The sequence below is a fragment of the Ruegeria sp. AWH4_226 genome (assembly GCF_056159225.1).
The window spans coordinates 72,627-99,357 of the sequence record NZ_JBSWUU010000005.1; the positions used below are offsets into that span (position 1 = coordinate 72,627).

The 26,731-nt window shown below is 55.8% G+C and carries 31 protein-coding genes; 17 read left to right on the top strand and 14 right to left on the bottom strand.

Translation table 11 applies throughout. The features are described 5' to 3' along the window. Nucleotides 1-39: 39 nt before the first annotated feature. Nucleotides 40-2,373 carry a heavy metal translocating P-type ATPase gene (locus tag ACXAET_RS21975; protein WP_209251492.1) on the top strand — a complete coding sequence of 778 codons (2,334 nt, stop codon included), beginning with the start codon at nucleotides 40-42 and terminating at the stop codon, nucleotides 2,371-2,373. Nucleotides 2,374-2,425: 52 nt separating this feature from the next. Here ACXAET_RS21975 and ACXAET_RS21980 read toward each other — a convergent pair whose 3' ends face one another. The 7 genes from ACXAET_RS21980 to ACXAET_RS22010 all read right to left on the bottom strand — a co-directional run bounded on the left by ACXAET_RS21980 (nucleotide 2,426) and on the right by ACXAET_RS22010 (nucleotide 6,825). After that, complete coding sequence (locus tag ACXAET_RS21980; protein ID WP_170481525.1) at nucleotides 2,426-2,590, bottom strand: hypothetical protein; 165 nt, start codon at nucleotides 2,588-2,590, stop codon at nucleotides 2,426-2,428. A gap of 99 nt (nucleotides 2,591-2,689) precedes the next feature. Beyond that, nucleotides 2,690-4,057: a M23 family metallopeptidase gene (locus ACXAET_RS21985; RefSeq protein WP_209251493.1), complete on the bottom strand. Its 1,368-nt coding sequence runs from the start codon at nucleotides 4,055-4,057 to the stop codon at nucleotides 2,690-2,692. Beyond that, nucleotides 4,054-4,680, bottom strand: a complete 627-nt coding sequence (locus ACXAET_RS21990) for an SCO family protein (RefSeq protein ID WP_209251494.1) — start codon at nucleotides 4,678-4,680, stop codon at nucleotides 4,054-4,056. The genes ACXAET_RS21985 and ACXAET_RS21990 overlap by 4 nt, the downstream gene beginning before the upstream one ends. Further along, the gene (locus tag ACXAET_RS21995) at nucleotides 4,680-5,159 is read right to left on the bottom strand and encodes a copper chaperone PCu(A)C (RefSeq protein ID WP_209251495.1); all 480 of its coding nucleotides are present in this window, start codon (nucleotides 5,157-5,159) and stop codon (nucleotides 4,680-4,682) included. The genes ACXAET_RS21990 and ACXAET_RS21995 overlap by 1 nt, the downstream gene beginning before the upstream one ends. Before the next feature lie 18 nt (nucleotides 5,160-5,177). Beyond that, a complete protein-coding gene (locus ACXAET_RS22000; protein WP_209251496.1) occupies nucleotides 5,178-5,837 on the bottom strand; it encodes a DsbA family protein in 660 nt (219 codons plus the stop codon). After that, on the bottom strand, nucleotides 5,834-6,256 hold the full coding sequence (locus ACXAET_RS22005; RefSeq protein ID WP_209251498.1) for a disulfide bond formation protein B: 423 nt from the start codon (nucleotides 6,254-6,256) through the stop codon (nucleotides 5,834-5,836). The genes ACXAET_RS22000 and ACXAET_RS22005 overlap by 4 nt, the downstream gene beginning before the upstream one ends. Before the next feature lie 5 nt (nucleotides 6,257-6,261). Next, complete coding sequence (locus ACXAET_RS22010; protein WP_209251500.1) at nucleotides 6,262-6,825, bottom strand: SCO family protein; 564 nt, start codon at nucleotides 6,823-6,825, stop codon at nucleotides 6,262-6,264. A gap of 213 nt (nucleotides 6,826-7,038) precedes the next feature. On the opposite strand from ACXAET_RS22010, the gene ACXAET_RS22015 reads away from it, so the two are divergent. After that, a complete protein-coding gene (locus ACXAET_RS22015) occupies nucleotides 7,039-7,467 on the top strand; it encodes a MerR family transcriptional regulator (protein WP_170634659.1) in 429 nt (142 codons plus the stop codon). A 97-nt stretch (nucleotides 7,468-7,564) separates the two neighbouring features. Beyond that, nucleotides 7,565-8,326 carry a transglutaminase-like domain-containing protein gene (locus ACXAET_RS22020; RefSeq protein WP_475190738.1) on the top strand — a complete coding sequence of 254 codons (762 nt, stop codon included), beginning with the start codon at nucleotides 7,565-7,567 and terminating at the stop codon, nucleotides 8,324-8,326. Nucleotides 8,327-8,523: 197 nt separating this feature from the next. Here ACXAET_RS22020 and phnE read toward each other — a convergent pair whose 3' ends face one another. Genes phnE through ACXAET_RS22040 form a run of 4 tightly spaced genes read right to left on the bottom strand, consistent with a single transcriptional unit; the run spans nucleotide 8,524 to nucleotide 12,747 of the window. Next, complete coding sequence (phnE, locus tag ACXAET_RS22025) at nucleotides 8,524-9,267, bottom strand: phosphonate ABC transporter, permease protein PhnE (protein WP_209251502.1); 744 nt, start codon at nucleotides 9,265-9,267, stop codon at nucleotides 8,524-8,526. Beyond that, nucleotides 9,267-10,037: a phosphonate ABC transporter ATP-binding protein gene (locus tag ACXAET_RS22030; RefSeq protein WP_209251504.1), complete on the bottom strand. Its 771-nt coding sequence runs from the start codon at nucleotides 10,035-10,037 to the stop codon at nucleotides 9,267-9,269. The genes phnE and ACXAET_RS22030 overlap by 1 nt, the downstream gene beginning before the upstream one ends. Then, nucleotides 10,034-10,894: a phosphate/phosphite/phosphonate ABC transporter substrate-binding protein gene (locus tag ACXAET_RS22035; protein ID WP_170634651.1), complete on the bottom strand. Its 861-nt coding sequence runs from the start codon at nucleotides 10,892-10,894 to the stop codon at nucleotides 10,034-10,036. Before ACXAET_RS22035 ends, ACXAET_RS22030 begins: the two co-directional genes overlap by 4 nt. After that, entirely contained in the window at nucleotides 10,894-12,747 is a 1,854-nt protein-coding gene (locus tag ACXAET_RS22040) for a cytochrome c peroxidase (RefSeq protein ID WP_170634649.1), read from the bottom strand. Before ACXAET_RS22040 ends, ACXAET_RS22035 begins: the two co-directional genes overlap by 1 nt. Nucleotides 12,748-12,863: 116 nt before the next feature. Between ACXAET_RS22040 and mntR the strand changes: the two genes are divergently transcribed. Together mntR and ACXAET_RS22050 are read left to right on the top strand one after the other, a co-directional pair. Next, nucleotides 12,864-13,316 carry a manganese-binding transcriptional regulator MntR gene (mntR, locus tag ACXAET_RS22045; protein WP_170634647.1) on the top strand — a complete coding sequence of 151 codons (453 nt, stop codon included), beginning with the start codon at nucleotides 12,864-12,866 and terminating at the stop codon, nucleotides 13,314-13,316. A 470-nt stretch (nucleotides 13,317-13,786) separates the two neighbouring features. After that, nucleotides 13,787-14,284 (top strand): L,D-transpeptidase family protein, encoded by a 498-nt coding sequence (locus ACXAET_RS22050; RefSeq protein ID WP_170634645.1) that lies wholly within the window; start codon nucleotides 13,787-13,789, stop codon nucleotides 14,282-14,284. A 416-nt stretch (nucleotides 14,285-14,700) separates the two neighbouring features. On the opposite strand, the gene ACXAET_RS22055 is transcribed toward ACXAET_RS22050, so the two are convergent. The 3 genes from ACXAET_RS22055 to ACXAET_RS22065 form a co-directional block, all read right to left on the bottom strand. Continuing rightward, nucleotides 14,701-15,654 carry a helix-turn-helix transcriptional regulator gene (locus tag ACXAET_RS22055; protein ID WP_170634642.1) on the bottom strand — a complete coding sequence of 318 codons (954 nt, stop codon included), beginning with the start codon at nucleotides 15,652-15,654 and terminating at the stop codon, nucleotides 14,701-14,703. Nucleotides 15,655-15,852: 198 nt separating this feature from the next. After that, nucleotides 15,853-17,130 carry a helix-turn-helix domain-containing protein gene (locus ACXAET_RS22060; RefSeq protein ID WP_170634640.1) on the bottom strand — a complete coding sequence of 426 codons (1,278 nt, stop codon included), beginning with the start codon at nucleotides 17,128-17,130 and terminating at the stop codon, nucleotides 15,853-15,855. Nucleotides 17,131-17,498: 368 nt separating this feature from the next. Further along, nucleotides 17,499-18,221, bottom strand: a complete 723-nt coding sequence (locus tag ACXAET_RS22065; RefSeq protein ID WP_475190752.1) for a hypothetical protein — start codon at nucleotides 18,219-18,221, stop codon at nucleotides 17,499-17,501. Nucleotides 18,222-18,376: 155 nt separating this feature from the next. On the opposite strand from ACXAET_RS22065, the gene ACXAET_RS22070 reads away from it, so the two are divergent. From ACXAET_RS22070 to ACXAET_RS22125, 12 genes are all read left to right on the top strand, one after another. Continuing rightward, nucleotides 18,377-18,733 carry a hypothetical protein gene (locus tag ACXAET_RS22070; protein ID WP_142638830.1) on the top strand — a complete coding sequence of 119 codons (357 nt, stop codon included), beginning with the start codon at nucleotides 18,377-18,379 and terminating at the stop codon, nucleotides 18,731-18,733. A 48-nt stretch (nucleotides 18,734-18,781) separates the two neighbouring features. Continuing rightward, nucleotides 18,782-19,195: a thermonuclease family protein gene (locus tag ACXAET_RS22075; protein WP_170634636.1), complete on the top strand. Its 414-nt coding sequence runs from the start codon at nucleotides 18,782-18,784 to the stop codon at nucleotides 19,193-19,195. Nucleotides 19,196-19,672: 477 nt separating this feature from the next. Continuing rightward, nucleotides 19,673-20,296 (top strand): hypothetical protein, encoded by a 624-nt coding sequence (locus tag ACXAET_RS22080; RefSeq protein WP_209251508.1) that lies wholly within the window; start codon nucleotides 19,673-19,675, stop codon nucleotides 20,294-20,296. After that, entirely contained in the window at nucleotides 20,293-20,718 is a 426-nt protein-coding gene (locus ACXAET_RS22085) for a TSCPD domain-containing protein (RefSeq protein ID WP_152460687.1), read from the top strand. Before ACXAET_RS22080 ends, ACXAET_RS22085 begins: the two co-directional genes overlap by 4 nt. Further along, entirely contained in the window at nucleotides 20,715-21,359 is a 645-nt protein-coding gene (locus ACXAET_RS22090; RefSeq protein WP_247748075.1) for a lytic transglycosylase domain-containing protein, read from the top strand. Before ACXAET_RS22085 ends, ACXAET_RS22090 begins: the two co-directional genes overlap by 4 nt. Further along, a complete protein-coding gene (locus ACXAET_RS22095; RefSeq protein ID WP_170574749.1) occupies nucleotides 21,356-21,637 on the top strand; it encodes an HAD family hydrolase in 282 nt (93 codons plus the stop codon). Before ACXAET_RS22090 ends, ACXAET_RS22095 begins: the two co-directional genes overlap by 4 nt. A 3-nt stretch (nucleotides 21,638-21,640) precedes the next feature. Beyond that, complete coding sequence (locus tag ACXAET_RS22100; RefSeq protein WP_170624894.1) at nucleotides 21,641-21,919, top strand: VirB3 family type IV secretion system protein; 279 nt, start codon at nucleotides 21,641-21,643, stop codon at nucleotides 21,917-21,919. Beyond that, nucleotides 21,912-24,278 (top strand): VirB4 family type IV secretion/conjugal transfer ATPase, encoded by a 2,367-nt coding sequence (locus ACXAET_RS22105; RefSeq protein WP_475190770.1) that lies wholly within the window; start codon nucleotides 21,912-21,914, stop codon nucleotides 24,276-24,278. Before ACXAET_RS22100 ends, ACXAET_RS22105 begins: the two co-directional genes overlap by 8 nt. Next, complete coding sequence (locus ACXAET_RS22110; RefSeq protein WP_170417970.1) at nucleotides 24,275-24,412, top strand: hypothetical protein; 138 nt, start codon at nucleotides 24,275-24,277, stop codon at nucleotides 24,410-24,412. Before ACXAET_RS22105 ends, ACXAET_RS22110 begins: the two co-directional genes overlap by 4 nt. Beyond that, nucleotides 24,412-25,158 carry a type IV secretion system protein gene (locus tag ACXAET_RS22115; protein WP_475190774.1) on the top strand — a complete coding sequence of 249 codons (747 nt, stop codon included), beginning with the start codon at nucleotides 24,412-24,414 and terminating at the stop codon, nucleotides 25,156-25,158. The genes ACXAET_RS22110 and ACXAET_RS22115 overlap by 1 nt, the downstream gene beginning before the upstream one ends. Beyond that, nucleotides 25,155-25,655 (top strand): hypothetical protein, encoded by a 501-nt coding sequence (locus tag ACXAET_RS22120; RefSeq protein ID WP_475190777.1) that lies wholly within the window; start codon nucleotides 25,155-25,157, stop codon nucleotides 25,653-25,655. The genes ACXAET_RS22115 and ACXAET_RS22120 overlap by 4 nt, the downstream gene beginning before the upstream one ends. After that, nucleotides 25,652-26,716, top strand: coding sequence for a TrbL/VirB6 family protein (locus ACXAET_RS22125; RefSeq protein ID WP_475190780.1), 1,065 nt, complete (start codon nucleotides 25,652-25,654; stop codon nucleotides 26,714-26,716). Before ACXAET_RS22120 ends, ACXAET_RS22125 begins: the two co-directional genes overlap by 4 nt. Nucleotides 26,717-26,731 lie beyond the last annotated feature (15 nt).

Here is a 26,731-nt window from a genome sequence, read left to right on the forward strand (position 1 = left end):
CTACTTACAAAGGACCATAGAGATTCTTGAGGTCCGATCATGTCATCCGATACCCATAGCCACGACCATGGCCACGAAAACAAACATGGTCACCACGCATGCAGTAGTGGCGGGTGTGGCGCCATCGCCCCCGCCGGTCCAATTCCTGACGGCGGTAGAAGCTTTCAGGTCTCTGGCCTCGATTGCGCCGAAGAGGTTGTGATCCTGAACCGGGTTATCGGCCCGAAAGTTGGTGGTGAAGAGCATCTCGCTTTTGATGTCATCAACAGTCGAATGACGCTTCTTGAAAGTGCTGCCAAGCTTTCTGACGAAGACGTCATGCTGCTGGTTGCCTGCACCGGTATGAACGCCAAACCTTGGGATGACGGAAATGCCGCCCTGGATCAGGCGGCGCATATTGCGCGTCAGCGACGGTTCACCACACTCAGCGGAGGTTTTTGGGCGGCAGGCTTTGGCTGGCACATCTTCGAAACAGGCATGGGCGGAGCGCTTGGACTGTTTTCGGGACATGGTGAGGTTCCGATGCCTTTGCCCGAGGCCACTTTGTTCGCGGTCGCGATCTTGTTTGGCGTCTGGCTGGTGGCCCCCAAGGCCTGGTCTTCGGCGCAGCGCCTTTCGCCGGATATGAACCTTTTGATGGTTGTTGCCGTCGCTGGTGCCATCGGTCTGGGTGAGTTTTTTGAAGCGGCAACTGTAGCATTTTTCTTTTCGCTCTCTCTTTATCTGGAAAGCTGGAGTGTCGGACGGGCTCGCAACGCAGTATCCGCGCTGCTTGATCTGGCCCCCCCGACGGTTCGGCTGGTTCGTGCTGACGGCTCAGAGGCAACGGTCCCGGCGGCGGATGTCTTTGTCGGCGACAGCTTCATCGTTCGGGGTGGGGATCGCATTCCACTTGACGGGGAAGTCATCGAAGGGGCCGGTGCCGTTGACCAGGCTCCAATCACAGGTGAAAGCGCACTGATCCCCAAAGAGCTGGGTGATGAGGTCTACGCCGGCACAATCAATGGTGAAGGCACCCTCAAAATACGTGCGACGAAAACAGCGTCCGATACCGTGCTTGCCAAGATCATCCGGATGGTCGGTGATGCTCATGCGCGCCGTGCGCCGGTTGAGCAGTGGGTAACAAAATTTGCGCGGATCTATACGCCCATCGTTATGGTCGTTGCAGTGGCCATCGCCCTGATCCCACCGCTTGCATTTGGCGCATCGTGGGGCTTTTGGTTTTACAATGCACTTGTTCTTCTGGTTATCGCCTGCCCCTGTGCACTCGTCATTTCCACGCCGGTTTCAATCGTTGCGGCTTTGACCGCTTCGGCCCGGGCCGGGGTTCTGATTAAGGGCGGTGCATATATCGAAGCCCCCGGGCGCACTACCGCACTGGCCATGGACAAGACCGGCACGATCACCATGGGCGAGCCTGAAGTGGCCAATGTCTATCCGCTGGGCGGCGCATCCGAGCGGGAACTGTTGGCAAGCGCTGCCAGCCTTGAGGTTCGATCTTCACACCCGTTGGCCCGCGCCATTCTCACCAGGGCAGAACAGACCGACATTTCGATATCTGCGGCTGAAGATATCCGAACCGTTCCCGGTCGGGGTCTTGAGGGCCGCACCGAGCGCGGAAATATCTGGCTTGGCTCTGACCGCTTCGCTGTAGAGAAGGGCTTTGGCGCGTCCATTCCTGCCGAATTGAGCAACCAGATCGAGAGCGCGGGAAGCACACTTGTGGTTGTCGGGGATGAGAACGGAGTCACCGGTTTGCTTGAGCTGCGGGACCGCATTCGCCCCGAAGCCAAGAACATCGTTGCCCGGCTTCACGCGCAGGGCGTGAAGTCAATCATCATGCTGACAGGTGACAACGAACAAACCGCGAGAGCGGTAGCAGCCGAAGTCGGCATCGACGAAGTCCGGGCCCAGCTTCTGCCGGAAGACAAGGTCGCTGCGATCGAAGAACTGGCAGAGCAACACGAGATGGTTGCGATGATCGGCGATGGCGTCAACGATGCACCTGCGATGGCTCGGGCACATTATGCGGTCGCGATGGGTGCAGTTGGGTCCGACGCTGCTATTGAGACCGCAGATATTGCTCTAATGACCGACGACATCGGTAAAGTACCCTGGCTGATCGACCATTCACGTCGAACCATGTCGATCATCCGTCAGAACATCGGCTTCTCACTTGCGACCAAAGCATTGTTTGTGACTCTGACGGGTTTTGGGCTGGCATCCATGTGGGGTGCAATCGCCGCGGATGTCGGAGTGTCCTTGCTGGTCGTGGCCAATGCCTTACGGCTTCTGAAAGCTCCGGAAGATCACACCGCCCAGACTGCGGCAAATACCCTTGGCTCGCACGGAACAGGCGCTGCGACCACATAAGAGTGGAAGCCGGACTTCAAGGTGTCCGGCTTTCGCCTCGCTTACTGGCGCGTTACATCAGGCGCACAACTGCGATCGAAAGAAAGAACGCCACCAGGCCAAAAGCGATGGCATATCCTGTAGCGTATTGAAGAATATCAAGGCTGTTGCCATTCCGGCGCTTTGCCAGGACCCCACCCCAAACGGCGCCAACCAAGGCCCCCGCGATTGCCATCATCTTACATCCTCTGATTTGGTTCTTCTGCAGTGCAGTTCGCTTCAGGTGCGCATACCCGCTAACTGATAGCCGCGCACCTGAAGCCGTTTTAAGAAACTCTCACGAACTAGATTCGCTTTTTTTGGCGACGGTATTGCCCAGCTGTTCCTCAAGCTGTGCCCGAGCATTTCTTAAGCGTTTTCGCGCTGCTTCGCTTTCAACCTCGTTGTTCGCAGCGGCAGCAAGTCGGTCGTCAGAAAGCGGGTCCGTTGGGCGCCCGTCAACCAATACTTCATAATGAAGATTGGGGCCGGTCGCGGTGCCGCTCGACCCGACACGGCCAACCATCTCGCCAGCCTCCACGCGCTGACCTTTGGCCAGACCATCGGCGGTTGCGCTAAGATGCGTATATCGCGTGACCGTATCCGATCCATGAGCGATTTCCACCACACGCCCATACCCCCCGCGCCAACCAACATAGGATACCCGGCCCGGAGCTGTCGCATGTACCGGCGTGCCGCGTGCAGCAGCAAAATCGACACCTGTATGCATCCGCACATTGCCGTAGACCGGGTGTTTTCGCCGACCAAAGACTGAACTCAGGCGCGCGCCTTCGACGGGTTGGGCAAAGACACGAAGAAGTTCACCATCAACATAGATCGTGGCGCGACCGTTGTCGTCGTCTGGCCATGCTATTTCGTAAAGCCGATCATCAACTTCCAGCGCCGCAAAAATGAGCTCGGACTGGCCCACCCTCTCGCCATCGATGCTCTTTTCGCGCCAGAGAAGACGGAGAGCTTCACCACCTGTCAGGTCCCTCCGAAAATCCACTGTCCCGCTCAGCATCTGAGCGAGATCCACCGCAAAACGAACCGGGATCTTTGCGCTACTCAGCGCATTTGAAATCGAAGTTTCGATCTCTGTTTTGCGGGCCAGAATGACAGTGTCGGGTTCCGGTGAGACCACGCGCGTGGACAACGTCTCGCTAAGTGTCACTTCAATTCTCACGCCATCTTCCACGGCGAGCTCCACACTCCACAGTTGATCCGCTGCCGTTGCAACGACTGTTATCGAGTGACCCGGCCGCAAGCGCCGCAAGTCGTATTCAGCGCCAAGTGCAAGTGCGATTTCGGCGCGATCGGTTGCGTCGATCCCCGCGTCAGACAGCATACTGTCGAGTGTGTCACCCACTGCAAGCTCGCGCGTCCATGTTCGTGAAGGTGGTTCAACAGGTGGCAAAGGTTCCTCTGCCTGAATGGGTTCCGGCTGAGCAGGTCGAAACGAAACGGGGCTTGGAGCGAGTTCTGCCGATGGTACATTCAGCAACGGAGCCGATGTGATCTGCGGTTCCGCAGGAAGTTTGGGCAGCTGAAAGACCGTGGGCGCAGGCGCCGTCATTTCAGACCTGTTCGAGGCAATGAACATGATCGAAGCAATCGAGACGCTGCTGATCGCGATCGCCGAGGTTGCTAGAAACCGTGCGTTCATGATGTTGTATCCGCTCCACTTTTCAAAGCGCGGCGGATCTTGGGTACAGCGAACTCTCTCTGCTCATGATAGTCGATGGTGCTGACAAATTCGCCTGTGGGGTTAAACAGAAAAACACTTGCGGTGTGGTTCATTGTGTAGTCGCCATCTTCCAGTGGAACTTTTTCATAATTGGCGCGAAAGTCGTCTGCGGCTTGCGCGATTTGGTCCGAAACGCCGACCCAACCGCGAATAGCCGGATGAAAGTAGCTGACATAATCGGCCATGGCATCGACCGTGTCCCTTTCAGAGTCTACGGTTATAAACACGACGTTCAACTCGTCCGCGTCATTGCCCAGATCATCCAGCCAGAGGGAAATATCCGAAAGAGTCGTCGGGCAAACATCCGGGCAGTAGGTAAAGCCGAAGAACACCATTGTTGCACGTCCGACCAGCGATTGCGGGGTGACGGTGATCCCTTCGTGATCAACCATGCGAAAGTTCATGTCCGACAACGCAAGGGGGCGAAGGCGATCGGATTGAGCCGCTCCCGGCCCATCCACTTGCCACCATCCGGCAAAGAGCGTCAGGCCGATTGCTCCAAGTCCAGCAGACCCGAATGTGAGAACGCGTCGCCGCTGCATCAGCTCTCGGGGCCTCGCGCCGCGATGCCAAATATCGGCACGTTGACGGTCTTTTCTGCGCCATCAGCAAAGATAAGAGTCAGCGTAAAGCGCTCGCCTTCGATCATAGGGCGTTGCAGCCGCATGAGCATTGCGTGGAGCCCGCCCGGCTCAAGCGCTACGAAACCACCCGGCGCAATTTCCAGCTCGCCAGCGGGTGCCATGGAACTGACGCCCTCTGCATTGGTCGATGTCTGATGGATCTCGGGCATCCTCGCAAGATCGGTGCGGATAGACGTCAGCGTGACGGCCTCATTGCCGGTGTTGCGGATCGTCATGTAAGCGACGCCAGGTCGGTTGGAGCCAATAGAAGCGCGCGACCAGGCATCTTCAACGACAACATCGTTGCCCCCTGCCAGAACCGGTGCCGAGAGAATGGCCGTCAGACCGAATGCACTCAGTACACCTGCCAGAAGAGTATTTTTTGCAGTGAGTCTCATAGTACCTCTCGCTACTGCTCAGCTTTGCAGTGCTGCAACTTCTGCAGCGACCAGGCGCCTCAATTCAGCCTCACCAAACGGATCCAGAGATTTGCCATTGACGAAGAATGTCGGAGTTTGCCTTATACCGGCCGCTTCGACATCAGCGCGATCCTGATTGAGAACACCAACTGTCTGGGGCGCAAGCATTTGTGCCTGCGCTGCCTCGGCATCCAGTCCCGCCGCTGCTGCAATTCGAATAATAAGACCAGGCTCAGGCGCACCATGCGCGGCCCATTTGGGCTGCTCTCGCAGCACGGCTTCCAGGACCGGTTCAAAGACCCCCTGCATGCGTGCCGCTTCAAGCACGCGGATCGCCTCCTCTGAGCCTTCGCCATGGAAAGGGGTGTACCGGATCACAACACGCACGGCGTCTCCATGCTGAGCCATTATGTCCTTCACGACCGGATGAAAGGCACGGCAGGCTTCACAAGCCGGATCGAAAAATTCGACAATTGTAACCGGTGCGTCTTTAGGGCCGAGAACAGGCGAGTAGGAACGGATAAGTGTTTCGGCGATTTCGGGTGCGACAGGCTCGGTGTTGCCTGAAGCAGTCGTTCGGTTCACGTACCAGGCGGCGGCCCCGAATCCGGCCCCACCGAGCGCGAGAACGGACAAGATCATGCCACGTCTGTTCATACTTGTTTCTCCTTGAGTGAAAGGGCGCACAGAACGCCGATCAGCGCGAATGAAACGAGCGCCATCAGCGGAATCGGGATGCCCAAAACAGATTGATTTGCGTCGGTGCAGGACGGACCACTTGCCGAGCATGGTTGGATTTTTTCCGGGATCAGACCAGCATACAGGCCCATGTGCCACAAGGCGACAACGGCGCCCCCCAATGCCAGTGCTATCCCGTATCGGCCCACGTTCTGGTCCTGCCACCACAGGCCAAGCCCCAGTACGATCGCCAATGGGAACATGAACGCGCGCTGGAACCAGCACAGCACACAGGGCGTCTGCCCCAGGATCTCTCCAATGAACAGAACAGAAAGAGAAGCAACCAAGGCAATCGCCCAGGCCAGGCCGAGAAGTGTATCTTTAGAAAACCGGGACATGGTGCTCAGAGTCTCTGTTTCAGATCCGCAAGAATTTCTTCGGCAGGCGTGCCATAGGACCAGGACTGGACGAATCCAGCGTCCTTGTTGAACAGAAACAGATGAGAGGTATGCCCCATCGTATATCCATCCGGCGCAGGGGTTTGTTCGATCCGTTCGTAGAATATCGGAAAGGTCTTGGACGTTTGCGCAATCTGTTCTGGCGTGCCTGTAAGCCCAATGATCCCCGCATCGAAAAGTGGCACATACTCGGCCAGGACGGCCGGAGTGTCGCGTTCGGGGTCAATTGAAATGAAGATAGGTTGCACTTGGTTTGATTGGTCGCCCAGCCCTTCCTGCACTGCTGCTACCTCAGACAGTGTTGTAGGGCATACGTCCGGGCAGTTGGTGAACCCAAAAAACACCAACATCCATTTGCCCGCAAAGTCGTTCTGAGTACGGACAACACCAGAGTGATCTGTCAGTTCGAACCTGGCTTCGAACGGGACAGACCCCTCCTCAATCCGCGCAGGTCTATATTCTGACCACAGCATCAGATAGGCAAATGCCGCCGTTGCGACACCAGCCATTACCCATAAGATTTTCTGAAACACGGTCAGTTTCAAAGTTAGCCGTCCGCCTGTGATTCTTGGTTCAGAACGGCATGTACACCCTCTACCTGCTAGAGGTTCAAAGGGGTTTTTGAGCCTGCGGCTGGGTGTCACAGGTCCACCGGCTGGAAGGTACTATTGTGCGGTGTCGACGCGAACCTACATAAGCTGTAACTTTGCAAGGAGACCCAGATGCTGACGATCGGAACGCTCGGAAAAAAGACCGGAACCAAGGTTCAGACGATCCGCTACTACGAGCAGATCGGACTTATGCCGGAACCGGGGCGCACCGAAGGTGGCCAGAGGCGTTACGGCCATGCCGAACTGGATCGCCTTGCATTCATCCGTCATTCCCGCCAATTGGGGTTTTCGCTTGAGGCGATACGCGAACTGCTTGATTTGTCCGACGATCCGGATCGCCCATGTCATGAAGCCGACAGTATCGCGCGCCGGCAACTCAAACAGATTGAGCAAAGAATGGCGCGGCTGGAAGCGTTGCGGACCGAGCTGGAGCGCATGGTGCATGAATGCAGTGGCGGCAACACCTCGGACTGTCGTGTTCTCGAAGTTCTGCGCGATCATTCCGAATGTCTTACTGATCACGAAGAAATCGGCGCGTAACCCCGGGCAGCGTTATTGCGAACTGGAATTAGCCTCTTGAAGCTATAGTCACTATAGCAGTTAAAAGTCTTTCTGAGTTGATTCGACGAGAGACCAAATGCTGAACCGAGACCCGTTGCTAACCGCCACACCTCTGCTTGATTTTGAAACACCCGCAATTTTGGGGCTCATAACGGAACGGAGCTGGCCCGATCTGCCTGTATTGGATCGAATTGGCGCTATTTATGATTTCGTGCGTAACGAGATTGCCTTTGGTTACAACCGTGCAGACGATATCCCGGCGTCAGAGGTACTCGCCAATGGCTATGGGCAATGCAATACCAAGGGCACTCTTCTGATGGCACTGTTTCGCGGCAGCGGTATCCGATGCCGTTTGCATGGCTTTACGATCCACAAAGAATTGCAGAGGGGTGTGGTTCCCGAGCTTTTCTATCCGATGGCGCCGATGGAGATTGTGCATTCATGGGTCGAAGTCGAAGCAGAGGGTACGTGGCTAAAGCTGGAAGGCTTTATTCTGGATGAGCTTTTCTTACGCGTGTTGCAGCCGACATTTCCCAAAACAGAAAGCCTGTGTGGGTATGGTGTGGGGACGGATTGCCTGAGCGATCCCCAGGTCGAATGGGAAGGCCGTGACACATACATTCAAAGAAACGGCATCGTGCAGGATTTTGGGGTCTTTGACTCCCCTGACTCCTTCTATGTCCGTCACAGGCAGAACTTTGGCTTTTTCCGTGAACTGATGTACCGAGTCGTCGTGAGGCATTGGATGAACGCACGTGTCAGAGCACTACGCACTGGCAGGCTGGTAGCAAATGTTTCGGCAACACATTCCCATGGAAACAGCGGTGAATCCGTTTGAACGCTAGATTGGCACCAAGAATTTTCCTCAACGCAGGCGACTTTCAATCTAGCAAGCTTGAGGCCTTAACAAACCAGCGTGAGGGGGTGTGTAGCAGACTACACCGGCCCGGTTTCAAGCGAAGCATCCAACCTTCAACCGCGATGGAAGAAAGGAAAGACACGAGCCTTTTCCTTGGAGAATTGGGAGATTCCGGCTTAGTTGAACCGTTTTTGCAAGGCCGTATTCAGCGCCTCTGACAATAAAACCAGAACAATGATTGCCAACGTCACGGTCGCAGCCTTTTCATACTGAAACGACCGTACATAGGTTTGCACATACAGCCCGATGCCACCGGCACCGACAATGCCCAGTATCAGGCTTTCGCGCAGATTTAGTTCAAACCGAAATACGGTATCGCGCATGATCACAGGCGCCATCTGCGGCCAGATCGCCCAACGCAACTGTTGAATTCTGTTGGCTCCCGCGCTTTCAAGCGCCGCCACAGGAGCGGTAGCAACGTTGTCGATGGCTTCCGCATAGAACTTTGCCAACATGCCAGTCGCGTGAAATGTGATTGCCAGAATACCGGGAAGTGGTCCCAACCCAACAGCGCCCACCATTAGCATGGCGACCAGGATCAGCGGGATCGACCGGATAACCGCCAGCAAGGCGCGGACGGGGCGCCAAATTGTTGGTGACACCATAGTTTCAGAGGCCAGAAGGGCCAGTCCCGAGGACAGGATTACAGCGAACAATGTTCCCAGAATGGCGATCCTCAGTGTCTCCGCCAGCCCTGTCAGAACCTCGCGCCAAACGGACAGGTCAGGTGGGATCATGCGCCCCATAAACTCTGCCAGACGGGGCCCTGCGCCTGGCAGCTTGCCCAATCCCATATCCCCGCTGGTCAGCGACCACAGGATCGCCAGAGCCAGCATGACCCAAATGACAGATCGGCCCATCAACTGACTACACGCAGCCCCGATGTGACACTGGCGCCGTGATACAGCTCGTCGATGTCCCCGCTGGTAAATTGAGCCGACGGTTTGTCGAACAATACCACGCCATCTCGCAGGCCTATGATGCGCTCGGCAAAGCGGCGCGACAGATCCGGCTGATGCGAGCTGAAAATGACGCCGATACCACGGCTACGTGCAGAGCTTGTGATCAGGCTCAGAATTCGTTCGGCGTGAGCAGGGTCCAAATTGCTGACGGGCTCATCCGCAAGGATCAACTCGGGTTCTTGTGCCAGACATCTGGCAATCGCAACGCGCTGCCGTTGCCCACCCGACAACTGATCGGCACGGCGGCTTGCCAGGTCTGACAGCCCCGTATCCTGAAGCGCCCGTGTCACGCACATGTGGTCCTCTTCCCGGAACCGCCCCCAAAGCGAAGACCAGATATTCATCCGGCCCATCCGACCGTTCATTACATTCTGATAAACACTCTGCCGATCAACCAGTGCGAATTCCTGAAAGATAAAGCCGGTATTGGCACGGTCCTCGCGGGATGGAACCCCAGTTGCCAAAAGTGGCTTGCCAAGCACCTGGGCTTCGCCGTGCCAACCACGCAAACGACCGTCCAACAAAGCCAGCATCGTTGATTTGCCCGCACCCGAAGGACCGAGTAGCGCGACGCTTTCACCGGGCTGCACTGATAGTGAAACTTCTGTAAGCGCCGCTGCACTGGCAAAGTGTTGCGATATCGCGTTGAGTGAAACTACAGGATTCATTTCAGAAACCCATACCGCCGCGCAGTCTCGCGCACGCCCTCGTAAACCGATGGATCAGCAGGAAGATAGCCATCCGGGCCATAGAGGTAGGCCAACAGATGACGGTTCTCACTCTCGTTGAGGCGCAGCATGGTTTCAATGAACTTTGCCTGCAGCCCGGCGTCCAGATCAGGGCGGGCAATGATTGCGTGGCTGGGAATTTGTTCTGATTCCGCCAGCACCTTGACCTCGGCCTGCTGATCCGGGGTCAGATAGAGATCGGCATACTGGCTTGCGCCTGCCGCATCGACCAGTCCGTTGGCCATGGCCTGCATCGCTTGCTGATATCCGCCAGCAAAGAATTTCTGCCCGAAAAAGCTGTCGGCATCGCCCGTGCCCGCGAACAGCCCGGCGCGCACAAACAGATCAAGCGGATAGATGTAACCGGATTCCGAGACCGGATCGGAAAAGGCGATGTCACGTCCCCGGAGATCGGCCAGCGCTTCGATTCCGCTGTCACGCCGCACGAAGACCCGGCCCGAATAGCTGGGTTGCCCGCGATAAACCTCGGACAATAGCGGTACGGCGCCGATCTGGTCTTCGGCCAACACAAAGGGCAACGCTCCCATGAACGAGATATCGGCATCACCGTTGCGCAGCGCCTCAACGGCAGCAGCGTGGTCGAACGTGACAAACCCCGTGACCGGGACGCCCATCTGCTCTGAAAGCCAGCCGGTGATGACGTTGATGTCACCCAACAGCTTTTCGGGGTTCTCCTGCGGGATGAAGGCCAGCTTCAGCCCCTGGTCAGTTGCAGCCATTACGGGCATGGCTGCAGATGCGGCTGCAGCGACCAGAAAATTGCGGCGCGACAACATCAGAACATCCTCTCGTCAATTTCGGCCTGCATGGACTTGAACAGTTCCCACTGGCGGATGGCTTCGGTCCAGTTTCCTTCGGCGCTGGCATCGCCAACCGCTCGCAGGATCGCGGCGAATTCGTAGATTTCGGGCTTGGCGTTCTGATTGACCATGACACTGGCATCCGCGGCCAGATCAGGAGCTACCGTGTCGATCAGAACCGCTATGTTTTCGGCATCCTGCATCGGCAGCAGGGTATCGAGCGTACTGGCGAATGTCGTCAGCTCTTCCCAGGACAAGCGGAATACGCTGTTGCGACCTTCGAATACTTGATAGGGGTCTTCACCGTCTCCAACAGCTTCGACGTAGGCCGTCAGATCTGCGCGCTGTGCTTCGTCCAAACCCAAATTTTTGGTATCATTGAACCAGTCAACAACGCTGGCCAGCGTCGGCAGCGATCCGTCATGCATGTAAGGTGCAGTGAAATTGACGTTGCGCAGCGTCGGGGTTTCGAACGCAGAAGCCGTGCCGCCGGGGAATGGTGGTTCAGCGCTGCCGATGTCGTAGGTCAGACCATCGCGGAACTGACGGTCAGGCGTGTGACACGAAGCGCAGGATTTGTCACCAAGTCCGGCAAATTTGGTGTTGAACAGCAACTCCCCGCGCTTGGCGGCATCTGACGCCAGATCGGTCAGCTTGCCGGACCGGTCGATCTTTGGGTTGGGAAGAAAGTCGAACTGTTTGACATAGGCTTCCAGCGCGTCCAGTTGGAACGGCGTTGGTTCCTTTCCCGCGAATTCGGTCACAATCACATTTCGGATGAACCGGCGCAGGCTGGGTTCGCGCCCGTCGCGGCCATAAGGTGCGGTAAAGCGGATGCCACGCATAGAAGGCGTGTCCAAGTGATCATCGGTCCGGTCATTGAACATTGGATTGAAAAACGATCCGTCCACATCCATCCCACCCGGATGGGATGAAAGGCCCGGAATGAAGAAATCCCGGTTCACGTCGGAGCGGTTGTGGCAGGTCGAGCAGGCGATGCCCAACTCACGCGCCGGGCCGCCGAAGATTTCGGGGCTGTCGAACAGCATGTCACCGTAGGCCACCAGCGGTAGATTAGCTTCATCCTCACCCGCCTCCTCAAACTGAAGAACCAGCCGCGGCAGCTGCGCCTGATCTCCGATGTTTGACCCTGGCGGCAGCGTGGCGGGCATTGTGATTTGTTCGCCGGAAAGCACAACTGTTTCAGGCAGCGGTGTTAACTTGTCGCGTTGGGCATACTCGGATGGCAGATAGTTGGCACGAATATAGGCAGCGACAATGGCCTGAGCTTCTGCAAATTGGTCGGCATCCACCGTTTGGGCGCCGTTGCCCAGTACTCCTGCGCTGCCAAGGGTGGAGTTCAGAACCAGCCATGCCCGGCCCAGGTCGCGAGCCGCCGACGTGTCCGCAGCCTTGATACCATCTTCGAATGCGCGGAACAGAGCAGCCGCTTGCGCGACCTCGCGGGCCGCCTCAGGCTGACCCAGCGCGGTCTTTGCGACATCCAGATGGCGCAGGATTCCCTCCGCAATGGCAGTTGTGCTTGCTTCGAACAGCGCCTGCCGATCTTCGGCTTGCATAGCTTGGTTGATCGCAAGCGCTTCGTTGTCGGAGACGCGTGATAGGGGAGCGACCTGAATGTCACTGCCAGGTGCGGGCGAAGTCCAACTCCTCTCAATTTCATCCCAGGGAACCGGGGTTAGATTTCCCATGAACAAGGTCAGTCGATACGCGGCAGCGCGCGGGGCCCAAGGAGATTCTTCAATCGCCGTGGCATCCGCGATCACTGGCAGTGCGCAAAGAAGTGTGGACGCTATCAGATGTTTCATAGCACTGTCTATTTAAGTTAGTCTTGTCTAATTTAAGGATGAAGGCATGCTCATTGTCAAGCTCGGCTTTCAGGTGCATACACTGGAGACTAGACCAGCGACGTAATCATGAGCCGATGACCGAAACAAAACCGGTAAATTCAGATCGTAGTATTGATACCCAGGCGAGCGGGTTTGAGGCTGTGCGACAGGCTCACCAAAGCGAAATGGTTGAAGACTACGTTGAACTTATCGCGGAGCTGATCCATCAGAATGGTGCAGCGCGCCCGGTCGAAATAGCCGAGCGATTGGGCGTGACCCAACCTACGGTTTCCAAAAATTTGACTCGTTTGAAACGAGAGGGTTTCATTGAGCAAATACCTTACCGCTCACTTCAGTTGACCGATGCCGGGCGTCAATTGGCGGAAGCTTGTAGAAGGCGTCACCGGATTGTCGTGGAGTTCCTGATCGCCTTGGGCGTTTCACCGGAAGTGGCAGAGCATGACGCTGAAGGTATTGAGCATCATGTAAGTGACGAAACTCTTGCAGTGTTTGAACGGTTCGTTGGGCGGGCCGATGAAGCAAAGTAGAAACAAATAGAGCCTCAAATATGTTTGCGAAATTTGGTAGATCTAATTTCAGATAGACAGAGATTGTCCTAAGTTGCAGCTAGACAGTGACGCTATCTGAGGGTGGGTGGCCCGGCGCGAAACTACGTGGTACCTGAAAATCGATACAGGTGCAGCGTAGTGAACGAACCCTTAGAACAAGAATCCAATTCGGTAGACGATCTGGCTCGCTTAATAATCGGCGTCAAGATTTCCAGCGGCAAAAAACCTGACTACAGCAGCGATCTCGATACTGAATAGGCGAAAACTGAAAGGTTGCGTAAGAATAACAAATGTCGAAATCAAAGTGTCACTCATTGCACTGCTGACGAGGTGGCCACAACTGATCACTTGGTTTTCGGTTCCTGTCCTAGTGAGATCCAATACACCTTTGTTCAACTGGCCTTTAGTGATATTCTTTTGAAAAAATCAAAATGAGCCGGGCAGTTCCTATGAAAAGACGTTTGTTTCTCTCTGGCTTCATAGCCGCCTTTTTGTCTGGCTGTGCAAACAAGTTCCGTACTTACAATGGGCCGGTTGTGACTCGGCTTCGGCTATACAAAGGGCAGCGCCTACTTATCCTCGATGGTAGTGAGCGTGTCTTGCGGACTTTTCCGATTGGACTCGGATTTGCCCCCGAAGGTCACAAGCAATTCGAAGGAGACGGGCGAACACCTGAAGGCTCCTATGTAATTGACCGTCGCAATCCCGAAAGCCTTTTCCATCTTTCAATCGGAATCTCTTATCCGAACGAGGCGGATTCTGCGTTTGCCCGAGCTCGGGGTCGTTCTCCGGGCGGTGATATTTTTATCCATGGCGGCCCTCGCCCTGGAATTGATCCCACGAACAAGCGTGACTGGACCGCAGGGTGCGTCGCTGTCACAGATCAGGAGATTGAAGAGATCTACGCTATGGTCAAAGACGGAACGCCAATTGAAATCTATTCATAGAGGGACAGGTTCCAAATAGACAACGATTGCGGATTTGCCTTAGCGCTACGTTGACGGCGTCAGAAGCTATTACTGGAGCTTTCACGGCCAACGCCAGACTCGCTGTTTCGGCGAACGGGTCAGCACCTCCTGTGAAACCACGCTGGGCAAGATCCTCCAGTATACCAGGGCATTGCAGAGATAAGGCCTCAATCTCCAATTTTTGGCTGTTCGAACGAAGGTGACAGCATCTGCTGCCCTCGCGTCTAAGGGCTCTGTAGCCAAGCTTTGAACGTGACGCGTTTTCAGCAGAATAGGAGATTTAGAAACCAGAGTTAGAGTGGGCTCTACTACGGTGGCACAGCGGCGTAAGCGAAATTACGTGAAACTTGCGCCTGCGGTCTTTTCAAAGACAAAGCAGTGCGTTTTAGCCGAATTCAGAGATACCTAATCCGCAATCTTTGATCAATGTTACGCGCAAGTTCCTCGACCACCTCGTTTGCACTCAAGTTAAACTCTCTCACGAGATCCGTGATCTGGACCGGCTGAAAGCTATCAGCGTTCCGAACCAGTCTGCCGTCTTCAAAAGCGATAAACTCGTGAGACCTGCCACCCCAACGGACGATCCCACCGCATAGTCGCTGACTTTCCATATTGACCAGTTCGGCCACAGGGTCGGCAAAGAAATCGCTCCACTTAAGAAATCCAGTACTGACTGCCCGCGCCACTGCCTGTTCAATCGTCCGGCTTTTGAGCTTGGTGGTGATCGAAGCAGTCAGTGCCTCTACCATTCGCGAAGAATGCCCCGTCTGCCTGGCAATGACAGACGGTATCAAACCCGACGCGAGCATCTTCAACACATCCAGTTCATCGCCAGACAGGGAATCCGAGGGAAAGTTGAATACGGTTTCAATGACATCTAGCGCAAGCAGATGCAGGACCTGTGCCTCATGGCGAAGGGCAGGGAGCATTGTAGCGACCAAGGCGTCCCACTCAGACCGCGGCAGATTGGACGTAACCGTAAAAACACCACGCTCACCAAACGGATTGATAGCCGGAATGGAAAGGCCGTTCTGACCCACACCAAATTCCCTTGCAGCCTCGAATAGCGGTGCATGTTCACGCTGGTCATCAAACACAGCCCAATCAATTGGTGCAATCATTGCAGCGCCAAAGCGAATGAGGGGATCGGCCAGAACCAGATCGTTGTCGACGTAATGCCTGACCCATTCGGCCGGGAACGTGGTGCAGCCGTGGACAACGTTGTGATACTTGTCGATATGGGCGTAGGACGCATTTTCCAGTCCAAACCTGGAGCAAATCTCCTGGAGGCGCGCTTCGCCTGTTTGCCTGAAATCCAGTTCAGAATTGCCAATATCCGCGATTTTCATAAGCTGTCTTTCTGTTCCGCGTTGCCGTTGGGGCCGATTAGCAACCTAAAGCTGAACAAACTACTCGGGAATTCCCGTAGCCAATCACAGATTTGAATACGGTTCTGTTCTGGAGGCGGAAACAGAGCGATATCCTGCCGATGAGACACGTCAATTTGAGCAGCTGGCGGGCATAATCCGACACAGCTAAAACCCGCTCTAGTGGTCTTGCGGAAGCCCGTCTTCCTCCTCTCGGGCTCTACGCGCCAAAAGCCCCATGAAACTGGAAATCAGGTTCAATTTACCCCGTTCTTCAGCTTGCACCATGCCGCGAAGGTATCCACCCGAATTAACCACGGGCGGCAACCGCGGATCACTCAGCCTCGCATCCGTGATTACTCCAGCCAGGATCGCTCCCATGATGGTCAACCGATCAATCGCCGCGTGCCAGGCGGAGACATTGGTGCCAATCTCCGAAAGTCGGGACCAAACACCGGTCTCAATCGCAAAGAGGCTTGGCTTGGAATTCTGATCTCCACCACCGGCGATATCGATATGCATGCGCAACTCGGGTGAGGCCAGTTCATAAAGGATGCGATTGTTCACCCGCGGTAGTTTTTGGGCCTTGCGTGATGCCGTATCTGTCGGATGATTGCTTTCTAAGCAATTCGGAGGGCCGTCAGGCCCGAAGCCGGAACAATCTGGTTCCGAGGCTTTTGCCGAGGACATTGAACTCTCGCCATCGGCGTTACAGGACAGAATTGTTTCTTCAATTTGGTCTTGTATATGGGACCCGAAACGGGCTTCGGGTTCACCCGAAATTTCACCGGGTTTTGCGACATGATCTTCGATCCATTTCCAAAGGTCATGAGCCGCTTGAACGTGTAGCTTGAGCGCCTCCAGCGACATGTATTTCAGCTTGTCTGCGCGCGGCCAGGACCGAAACGCGTCCATCTTCGCGTCGAAACCTTCAGGAGGGCAGGGGAGTGAGGCAAGCACGGCCAGGCTGTGTTTCACATATCGATACAGCCGTGATCGATCCCCGCGCAGCTCGTCATGTTCTTTCTTCTCGGCTTTGCTTTGCTCGTCTGCGTCGCGCATCTCTGAAATGAGGTTCAGAGCAGGGGTCAGAAAGAGGCCGAGCCCCTTGCGCTTACAGCGCGCCCCATTTGCACCAAGCCTGCGTTGGAGCAGGCCAATCAATTCCAGTTCTCGTTCGTGATTGTGGATTGTCCGATCTGTCACGCCACGCCCGGCAATCAGTGTTTCCTGGCGCGCGTAGCAAAAGGGTTCCTGAGACGGGTCTCGAAACACGCATGGCGAGATCATGTCGATGATGATCTCAAAGGTGCGAATACACTGGGCCGAAGCGCCCCTGATTTGCGCATAGCACACACAGAGCTGTCGAAACCTGTCTCGGTTCCAACCCTCGGGAAGGCCGTTGTGAAAAGGTATGTTTTCGTGGTGATGTGTGGATGCGATCTGCCGAAAGCTCATTGTTTTGGCTTCCCTTGGAAAAGGTCAGTATTGGCATCGCGTCTTTGCGGGGCATGGAATTCGGAATGGTTCAACGGTCTCATGTTCTACTTCTCATCGGGGAAGCAAAGCGGGTTGAACCTCAGCGAAAAGACACAGAAAAACCGTTCGCACAGATGCGTTTATCCTTGTCAGTAAATTGGGAGTTTCCTATAAATCAGGTGATCAAACGTGACTTAGGAAGATCCCCGCTGAGGCCCCGCCTTGCGGGGGTTTTTTGTTTTTGGGACTAGGGTGTTCCTCTGGCCCAGACGACCTCGGTGCCAATCCGGCTGGCAAGCTTATTGGCATCAGCAGGGGCAACGCATTCACCCACTAGACAAACAATGTCAGTATCGGATGAGCTCGTAATCGCTGAACCCGAAAATGTCGGTCCACTCAACACCAACGCCGCGGAAGAAGCTGGGAGGTTCACAACGATTGCCAAGGGGCAGCCAGGCTGGGATTGGCGCGGGGGCGTGATCGGACCATTGAAAGCTTACGTTGTCGTCATAGCTGCCAACGACCAGATCAAGCGAACGCTCGCAGTCGTCCTCTCGCGACCGACGGCGATAGCTGTAGTGGCGCACATCCCAAACCCTGATGGACCTCACAACGTCGAAATCGGAAGAGGAAAGATCGACGCTGATCGGGGTGGCTTGGAAACCGTCACCGTATTGGCCGTGATGTGACTGGATCTCTTCTATCGAGATCGATGCGTCTACCAGTAATGGCTTAGCGGTGTCATCCGATGGAAGTTCTGGAACTGGGCTAGCACTGGTGCGCTTGATGGCTTCCAACCGTTCCATAGGACCCAAGTCCGAGGGGCTGTGTGACGTATTCATCGGACAGCGCCAGAGTTGAAGCGGAGGTTCGACCGGGTAGGGCGTGATGCGCCGAATGAACTCCGCCTTGGCTGCGACGCAATCAGCCGAACTTGGCCAACCTCCGGCGAGGCAAAGGAATATGGCACAGTCAATTGGATAGGCACTGGCCTGCGTGGCCGGCAGTGCAGCGAGTGCAACTGCAAGGACCTTCGCGCGAGTTCTATTCCTGGATTTTGAGTGTTTCAAGATGGTCTCTCCTGCTTGCGAATCGCTTAAGCAATATCCGGCCAATATATTTCTGACAATCCAATATCGTAAATCGGCTGACTTTCTTATATTGACGTAGATTGTGTTTTAGTCCACAACTTTTGGATGTAGAAGACGGCCCATAGGGGGTCGTCATGGCGGACAACAAGAGACAATACACTGTGGTAACCATCGAGATGGTCCGGGGCCTGAAAGAAGATCAGGTTCCCTTTACATGCCGCTACGAATTTATCGGACTCGCTTCCCTTGGACGACCAAAGTACCACTGCATTTATAGCTCTCCGAACTATGTCGGGGCCTTGTGCAAGTCGAAGATCTCTCGCGCGGGCGCTGAGCCCAGAGAGTTCGATCTTTGGCCGGGGCTTTTTAAGCATCACCAGGAATTTGGCGACGGGCGCATTCTTTGCGTCAAATCGGACTACACAATCGAGTCGATCACTCCAGAGGGTCTGGAAGCGGCGCAGGCTCTGGACGCGAAATCCAAAACCTGATCTGGCACGTTCGAGAACCTGGCTCATCAAATTACTGGGGCAGGGCACATGAAACGGCTCTTGTTTCTCAGCGCTACACTCGCGTCTTTGTTCTTTGTTGCGGTCTGGATTGAACCATCAAAACAAACAAAGACCCTTAGCGCGTCCGAAGTGACTGCCGTTGACGGCGATACGCTCGATCATGGCGAACACCGATATCGGCTTGTTGGGTTTGATGCGCCGGAGACCTATCGGCCGCAATGCCGTGCGGAAAAAACTCTGGGATTGAAAGCGAAAGCAAGGCTGACAGAGCTCATCCAGTCGGCGGACCAGATAGAGCTGGTCATCCAACCAGATCTGGACGTGCATGACCGCTTCCTAGCGGTTGGGCGTGTCGCTGGGCAGGAGGTCGGGGCCATTCTGATTTCCGAGGGTCTCGCGCGCCCATACTATGGCGGCAAACGCCGGTCCTGGTGCGGCTGAAGGAAAGGATCAAACAACGATTTAGTGACAACAGAACAAAACCACCGAGCAGTGAGCGGTCCTGTCGATTGCGCCAACAACCGACAGGACAAGAAACGCCCCAAATCCATCCGGGCATTCCTCAAACATCAAGAGAGAACTGTACTATGGTAAAAACAGTAACCCTAGATGCCGATCTTAGATCGGACAGCACCGCGCCAGAGTCAATGGGTGCGACCCTGAACAACGTGTCTGCGCTTGCGACGGCGCAGCACTGACCAGCGACAGCGCCGAACAGGACATCCCCGACACTTTGGTCAGACCTTCCGGCTGATTGATCCAAGCTGAATGCTGGCTTTCTACGAAGCCCGCGAAGGGCTCAGTGCTGTGTCCCGGCATCCAATTTCCTGCTGCTCAGATGATCGGAACCTCAACCTCATAATCGTAATTATGTAAAAACTACTGACCTATTTTTTGAAAGGCGGAAAGGTGATCACAGTGGCCTTCGACACCATCGAAAGCAAGATTGATCGGCGCTTGGTGCCTGCCGCCCAGAGCTTCGAGCAAGCCTGTAAGGACATTCTCACCGTTATCCGCCATCTTGCCGGAGAACGACCAACCATCAAGCGCGCAATGCGCGAATACTGGCTGGAAAGCGATGCCCGCGCCACGGCTTTCGGGGTCGCGCTCGAAATGTTCCATGTCCTCAATGATCTTGGGTATGTCCGTGCAAATCGGCTCTACAAAGCCTTGAAGCTGCACGCAGACGTTAACAAGGCGTTGGGTCCGAAAGAGCTGTTCCGCTTTGCTTCACCGGAAAAGGCCGCTGTGCTCATCCAAAGCAGCAGCCGAGCGGACTATGCCAGCTCTTACGCAAATCTGAAATTCGGTTGCGACCTGTCAGGCACAATCGACGCCGACACCGCGCGCGACGTTCTGAACCGGCATGAAGCCCTTTGGTTCGTTTACCCAAACGCCACCTATCACGTTCACCTGATCCGCGAAGGTGTCTGGCTGGACATCGATTTGCCGCTTGAAGTGGTCGATGAGCTGCGCCTTGACGTCGATTTCGCAATGGAAATCCGACAAGCGGAACTTGATGCGCAGGGAGCTTTGTCATGAACAAGCCTGCGCGCAAAGTTCTTCCTGATCGTCGGCTGGCTGAAACACGCCGCGTTGAAACTCCGCAAGGGCACACTGCCTTTGTCACCATCGGTTATGATCCAGCGTCGCCAATCAAACCCCGTGAAGTGTTCTATAGCGGTGGTTTTCGCTCTGGCAGCGACCTCGAATACCATCTGCATGATCTGTGCGTTCTGATTTCGCTGTTGCTGCAGCACGGCGTAGCGGCTTCGTTTCTGTCGCGCTCTATCGCTCGCAAGACCTCGGCCCTTGGTGGTGAAGAATACGCAAGTCTCGCAGGCTGGTTGGTGGATGCTGTCAGCATTCCGCCGTCCTGGACTGACGAGTACGTGGCCGCGACCGGCGACGAACAGAACCCCTCCAATTCCTCGCCAACTCAAGCAAAGGAGAAATCCGAATGATCGCAGCAATGCGGCCCCTTCTGCTCGCCTCCACGGCATTTGTGGCGACCGGCGCAAGCGCCCAGGTCATCGAGTATGAACCGGATGGCAGCGTGTTTCTCAACGGTGCGCGGGCAGAAATCGTCAATGGCGTCGTTCGGCCAATCCGGATGCGTGAGTACACGCTTGCCGAAAAACCGGAAGCGCCGAAAGCCAAGCCACAGGAAAAGATCGAGATTGCGGGCAAGGCACCGCGGCCTCGCAGATCCTCGGGCGGCTGGTCGCAAGAGCGGATCGTCAAAGAAATCCATGCAGCGGCAAAACGGCACGACATTCCGGCCGAGTTGTTCATGGCACTGGTCTGGCAGGAAAGCCGGTATCGCGCTGATGCTCTGTCGCCCAAGGGTGCCTATGGCTTCGCACAGCTCATGCCCGGAACGGCGAAAGACCTGGGCGTGAACCCAAAGAACCCTGCCGAAAACCTCGACGGTGGTGCCCGCTATTTGGCGGCGCAGTACCGCGAGTTCGGAACCTGGAAGCTGGCGCTTGCCGCCTACAACGCCGGGCCTCACCGCGTCGTCGAATATGGCGGCGTCCCCCCCTTCACCGAAACCCGCAACTACGTGCGGATCATCCTAAGCAAAGTGAGTAAAGACCTATGAAAAGAACCCACTTCTACCAGCAGATGGCGTTTTTCGCGATCACTGCGTTCATCATCACGGCAGCGCCCGCCTCCGCTGGCTGGCTGCAAGATGCCATTGGCGATTTCATCAACGAAACGCTGGCCGACTCGAAGGTCGTTGGCGTCAGCCTTGCCGCTGTCGGCTTCATCTGGGGCTGTCTCGCCTATGTGTTCGGCTGGGGTTCGTTGAAAGGCCCGGTAATCGCTATCGTCGTCGGCGCTGTTATCGGCCTCGCTGATACATTCATCGGAGCCTGATTGATGCCGCGCCGCAATACGGTCTTTCGCGGCCTGAGCCGCCCCGCAGAATGGGGCGGCCTACCCGTGATCTATCTGCTGGTGATCCTCGGGATGACCATGCTTTCGTTCTTCATGTTCGGGATAGCGCCAGCAATCATTTCGGGTTTTGTTTTCTACACCGGGCTTCGCCTCTTTTACGAATGGGAACCGGCTTTCTTCCGCGTCCTGTCCGTAACCCTTTCCAAAACTCCGCGCACCAAAAACCGCCAGCATCATGGGGGAGATTACTATAATGCCTAAGCCTGCTGCCCGAGGCATGTGGACCCTTGCCCGCTCGTTGATCGAGCCGAGCTGGCGCAAGGATGAAATGAGCCTTTTTCAGATGTTACCGTATGGCTATGTCGTGGACGATGAGGTCATTTCCACACGCAACGGTGGCCTTATCGCCGCTGCAGAAATCACCGGAATCAACGCAAACACGCTGGACGAAAACGAGTTCGAGTTCCTGGCCGAACGGTTTGAGCGTGTGTTGCGCACAACACCCAACGAGGTGGCGTTTTATGTTCATCGACTGACCGTCCCGGCTGAGACTGGTCATGTCATCACAGATCCAACCGGCTTTGCCGGTGCAGTGGCGCAGGCCATGCGCTCAGCGTCCGTCGATGCAGAGCTGAAAGAACGCAAGATCGTCATCAGCGCCATTCTCCAAAAGCGGCAGGATGAGCGGGCAAAACAGATGTTCGGCATGTCGTCTGGAACGATAGACGAGGAACGCCGCGAAATGATCGAACAGCTCGACGGTGTTTTCACAACACTGGCGGGCACGCTGGGCGAAAGCCGTGTGCGTCGGCTGAAGCTCAGCGAGGGGCGTTGGCTCGGCTATTATGGGATGCTGTTGAACGGTCGGTATCAGCCGATCATTCACACGAACATTGCAGAACCCATTGCCTTCAACATGCCGCAAGAGGATGTGCTGTTTCAGGGCAAGACCGGCAATCTGGTCACGGGCGACGATCAGGAACGCTCCATCCGTGTGTATTCGCTGAAGAATTACCCGATGGCGTCGTTCCCCGGCATTTTCGACGGGCTGGACCTGCCGGTTGATGTCGTCATTTCGCAATCCTTCCTGCCGATCAGCCGCGCCCAGGCGCAGGAAATGGAACGCCGCAAGTCGGGACAAATGCGCTCGGCGGGCGACAAAGCGAAGTCGCTTGAAGAGGATTTGTCCATTCTGGCGGACGGTATTGCCTCCGGCACCATGTCACTCGGCAAGCACCACCTGTCGATCTGCGTGTTTGGGAACGAAGAAGATCTGAAAACCGCCGAAAAACACATCATCGGTGAAATTCAGATTTCGGGTGGCACAGTGAAGCGCGAAGCGATGTCGGCCCGTGCGGTGTACTTCGCGCAGCACCCCGGCAATTTCGCATTCCGTCCCCGTGAAGAACTGATTACGGACCAGAACTTTGCGGACATGGTTGCGTTCCACATGCGGCCCAAAGGGCTGGACGCTGAAAAGCTGCCCTGGCCGGGGCCATTGGCGACTTTCCCGACAACGCACGGGGACAGCTATGATGTTTCGCTGCACCTTCCCAAGACCAGCAAAGACGCTGAAAACCTGCCCTCCGGCCACACAATCGTTCTGGGGCCGAACGGATCGGGTAAAACTGTGATCGCGATGCTGCTGGCGACAATGGCGGTGGCACAGGGCGCGCGGATCATCGCTTTTGACAAAGATCGGGCAATGGAAGCTCCGATGCGGGCGCTCGGCGCACAGTACACCCGCGTCCGGGTGGGCGAACCCACTGGCATGAACCCGTTTCAAACGGAAACGGATGAGGCCGGTCAAAGCTGGTTGGCGAATTGGGCCACAGCTCTGATGAGTTACGACGATAAACTGACAGCCGAACAGAAAGACGAGATTAAACAGGCGTGTCAGGCAAACGCGACGTTGCCGCCACAACTGCAGAACTTCGATTCACTGGTCGAGCGGTTCAGAGCCTTTGATGATGGCAAAGACCTCTTCAAGCGCGCGAGTGAATGGGCGGGCGACGGGCGTTTGTCGTGGATGTTTGGCGAGGGTGGCACAGATCCTTTTGCCTCTGACGATCGGCATCTTGTGTTCGATATTTCTGAGGTTCTGGATGACGAGTTGGTCCGGTTGGCATGGATCAGCTACGTCATGCGCCAGATCGAGCGCCGTTGTGCCGCGAAAGTGCCCACTGTCTTTGTGATTGATGAAGCCTGGGTGATCGCAGGCAACCCCTACGGCGCGGAAATCCTCAAGAACGCTTACACCACGTATCGGAAGCTGAACGTCATGATGATGATGATGACGCAGATCCCCGATCACCTCCTGTCGTCAGCGGCAAGCAAGTCGATCCTGGAAAACACCAGCACACAGCTCTTGTTCCCCTCTCGATCCGGCAATGAAGCGGATTACCGGGCAATCGGATTGAACGATTCAGAGGTTGGCGCGCTGAGGGCGCATTTTGGCGACCGCGTAATGCTCATGAAAAAGGGTGATGAGAGTGTTTGGCTCGATGTCGATGTCGGCGCGCTCGGTCCGCTTCTTCGTGTTCTGAGCGGATCAGACGGAAAATCGTTCCCTGATCCTGACTGGCGAAAAAACCCCAACTTCTGGAAGGAAATCACATGAAAACCCGCCTTGTAATCGCCCTTGTAGTTCTGGCCGCTGTCTCGGCCTGCACCAGCACCTATTCGGGCTATCGCAGCAAATGCGCCTGCGACTTTGAGCGCATGACCCCCCCTGAAAACTTGGAGCTTGTCTGATGAATATTTCAAAGAAATTCCGCACAACCATTGCTTTTTCGGTTCTGGCCGCCCTGCCCGTCGTGGTGTCGGCCCAAGGTGTTCCGGTGGTGGACTCTGCATCCATCACACAGGACGCCGCCAATTCGGCCAAAGAAATCGCTGAAATGGTCCGCCAGTACGAGCAACTACTGGAACAGTACGAGAAACTGGAACAGCAACGGGCACTGCTCGAAAACTCGTTCAAGACTATCACTGGCCTGACGGATCTGGACGAGTTCAACAGCCGTAGCTTTTTGAAGCTGGCGACCGCTGCTGACACGCTCGGCTACGCACTGGACGCGGCAGAGGGCGGTATCTCCGGGCTGCCCGATGTCGCTGCTCAGGCAATGGAACGTCGATCCATCAACCTCGGCCTCAACGGTGGCATCTTGTCAGAGTTTAATGGCTCAGAAGTAGCAGCTCGTCGCATCCTGTCTGAACGTGGTGGCGCGGGCCTTATGGCATCGGCGTTGGGTGAGAATGGCTATGACATGGCCGGTCAGCTCGCCGAAGATGCTGAAAAGCTGCGCGGTGAAATCGGCCAGCAAGATGATCTGAAGGACGCAATCGACTACAATACGGCGGTTCTCCTGAAACTCTTGCAAGTTGAAATTGAAATCTTGCGCACAACCTCGGCTAATGCTCTGGCGTCGGGCACGGATCTGGCTGCAAACGCAGCGGACCTAAAGACGCTTAGCAATTACGCAAGAGGAGAAACCCAATGAAAAGCCGCACCACTTTCGCCCTGATCACACTGACGGCGACGCTTTTAGCGTCGTCGGCCAGTGCTGAGGCCCGACTGCCGTTTCCCCCCAATGTTGATTGGACATTTGGGGAATATCGGACCTGTCTTGGTTACTCGGGCGTGCGAGCGTTCAAAAAACCCCTGAAGGAATACGGGGTTGAACAGCTCGCTAACGCTGGTCAGGGCTCGGATCAACAGTATGTCGTTGGCAACTGGACCGATGCCATTCTGAATGAGCAAGTGATAGCTGCTCATGAATTTGCCATTGAGCAATGCCGACTGCGCAAAGCCGATGAAGCATTCAGCACTGAATGCCCGCTCGGCAATCTCAGCCGCGAAGCTGCAATCGAGTTGGTGGGCGCAGACCAAGGCGATTTCTGGTCGAAGCCATCCAGCGAACTCAAATCGCTCAAAGAAACGCAGCAAGAACGCTTGGAAGCGCTGCGCCCTGTAATTGAGGAGGCTTGTGGGCCGTGATTCAGGATTTCGTCAGCTCGATTGAATCAGCAATCAGCAACTTTTCTCAGCAAGCATACACCAGCCTTGCGGCGGATCTCGCATCCGCCCTCTGGGCTATTGCTGCGCTGATCTTTGTAGCGATGCTGATCAACGGCGTACTTCAGATCAGAGAAATTGGGTTTGGTGGTTATGTAGGCTGGATCATTCGGGCGACGATAATCATCGGAATGGCGTCGAGCTGGTCCTTTTTCCAACCAATCTATCAAGGCGTCCAAACCTTGCCGGACAGTATTGCCGGGGCACTCACTGGAACCACTAATGTATGGCAAGCGTTGGATGAGATTGCGCTTCAGTGTTTCTTGATGGGCCAGCAGGCCATTGAAAACGCGACTTGGGGCCTGAGCATCACCGGGGCTATTCTCTGGGTTGTTGGTGCCGTCATCGTTGCCTTTGGCACTGGCATGGCACTCATTGCAAAAGGCGGTCTGGCGGTGTTGCTGGGTCTAGCGCCAGTTTTCATCGCAACGCTGCTCAGCTCGGCAACAGCCAATATCTTCGCAGCCTGGGCGAAAACGACCGTTGGCCTGATCATGGTCATCGTCGTTCTTACAGGCATCGTTTCTCTTATTCAGGCGCTTTTCGCTTCGGAGCTTGGTTCCTTGTCTGATGTTAATGACATGGAAGCGAGCGGGCGTTTTCTGGCAATCTGCATCGTGGCTATTGTCATGCTCACGCAGATCCCGTCGCTCGCTGGGGGAATGTCGGGTGCAATCGTGTCGGCGTCCTCGGGTCTTGCCGTGGCAACTGGTGCCGTCGCTGCCGCAAGAAGTGCATTGGGCACGGCTGCTGGTGCTGGGCGCAACACAGTTGCTGGGGGCAAAACGGCCGCTGCGATGGCCTCCGCAGCACGCGACGGGACCGGAATGCGAGACAGTGCATCGCGTGCCATGCAGGCGCGTCGGGACATTGCACACAGAGCCCGCAATCAGGATGGAGCGGCGCGCCAGAGCTACGCAGCTGATCGTTATCGGCAGAGCATTCGGGCGGCCCGAGAAAAACCGCAACAAAAATCATCTTAATCCGAGGGACAGAGC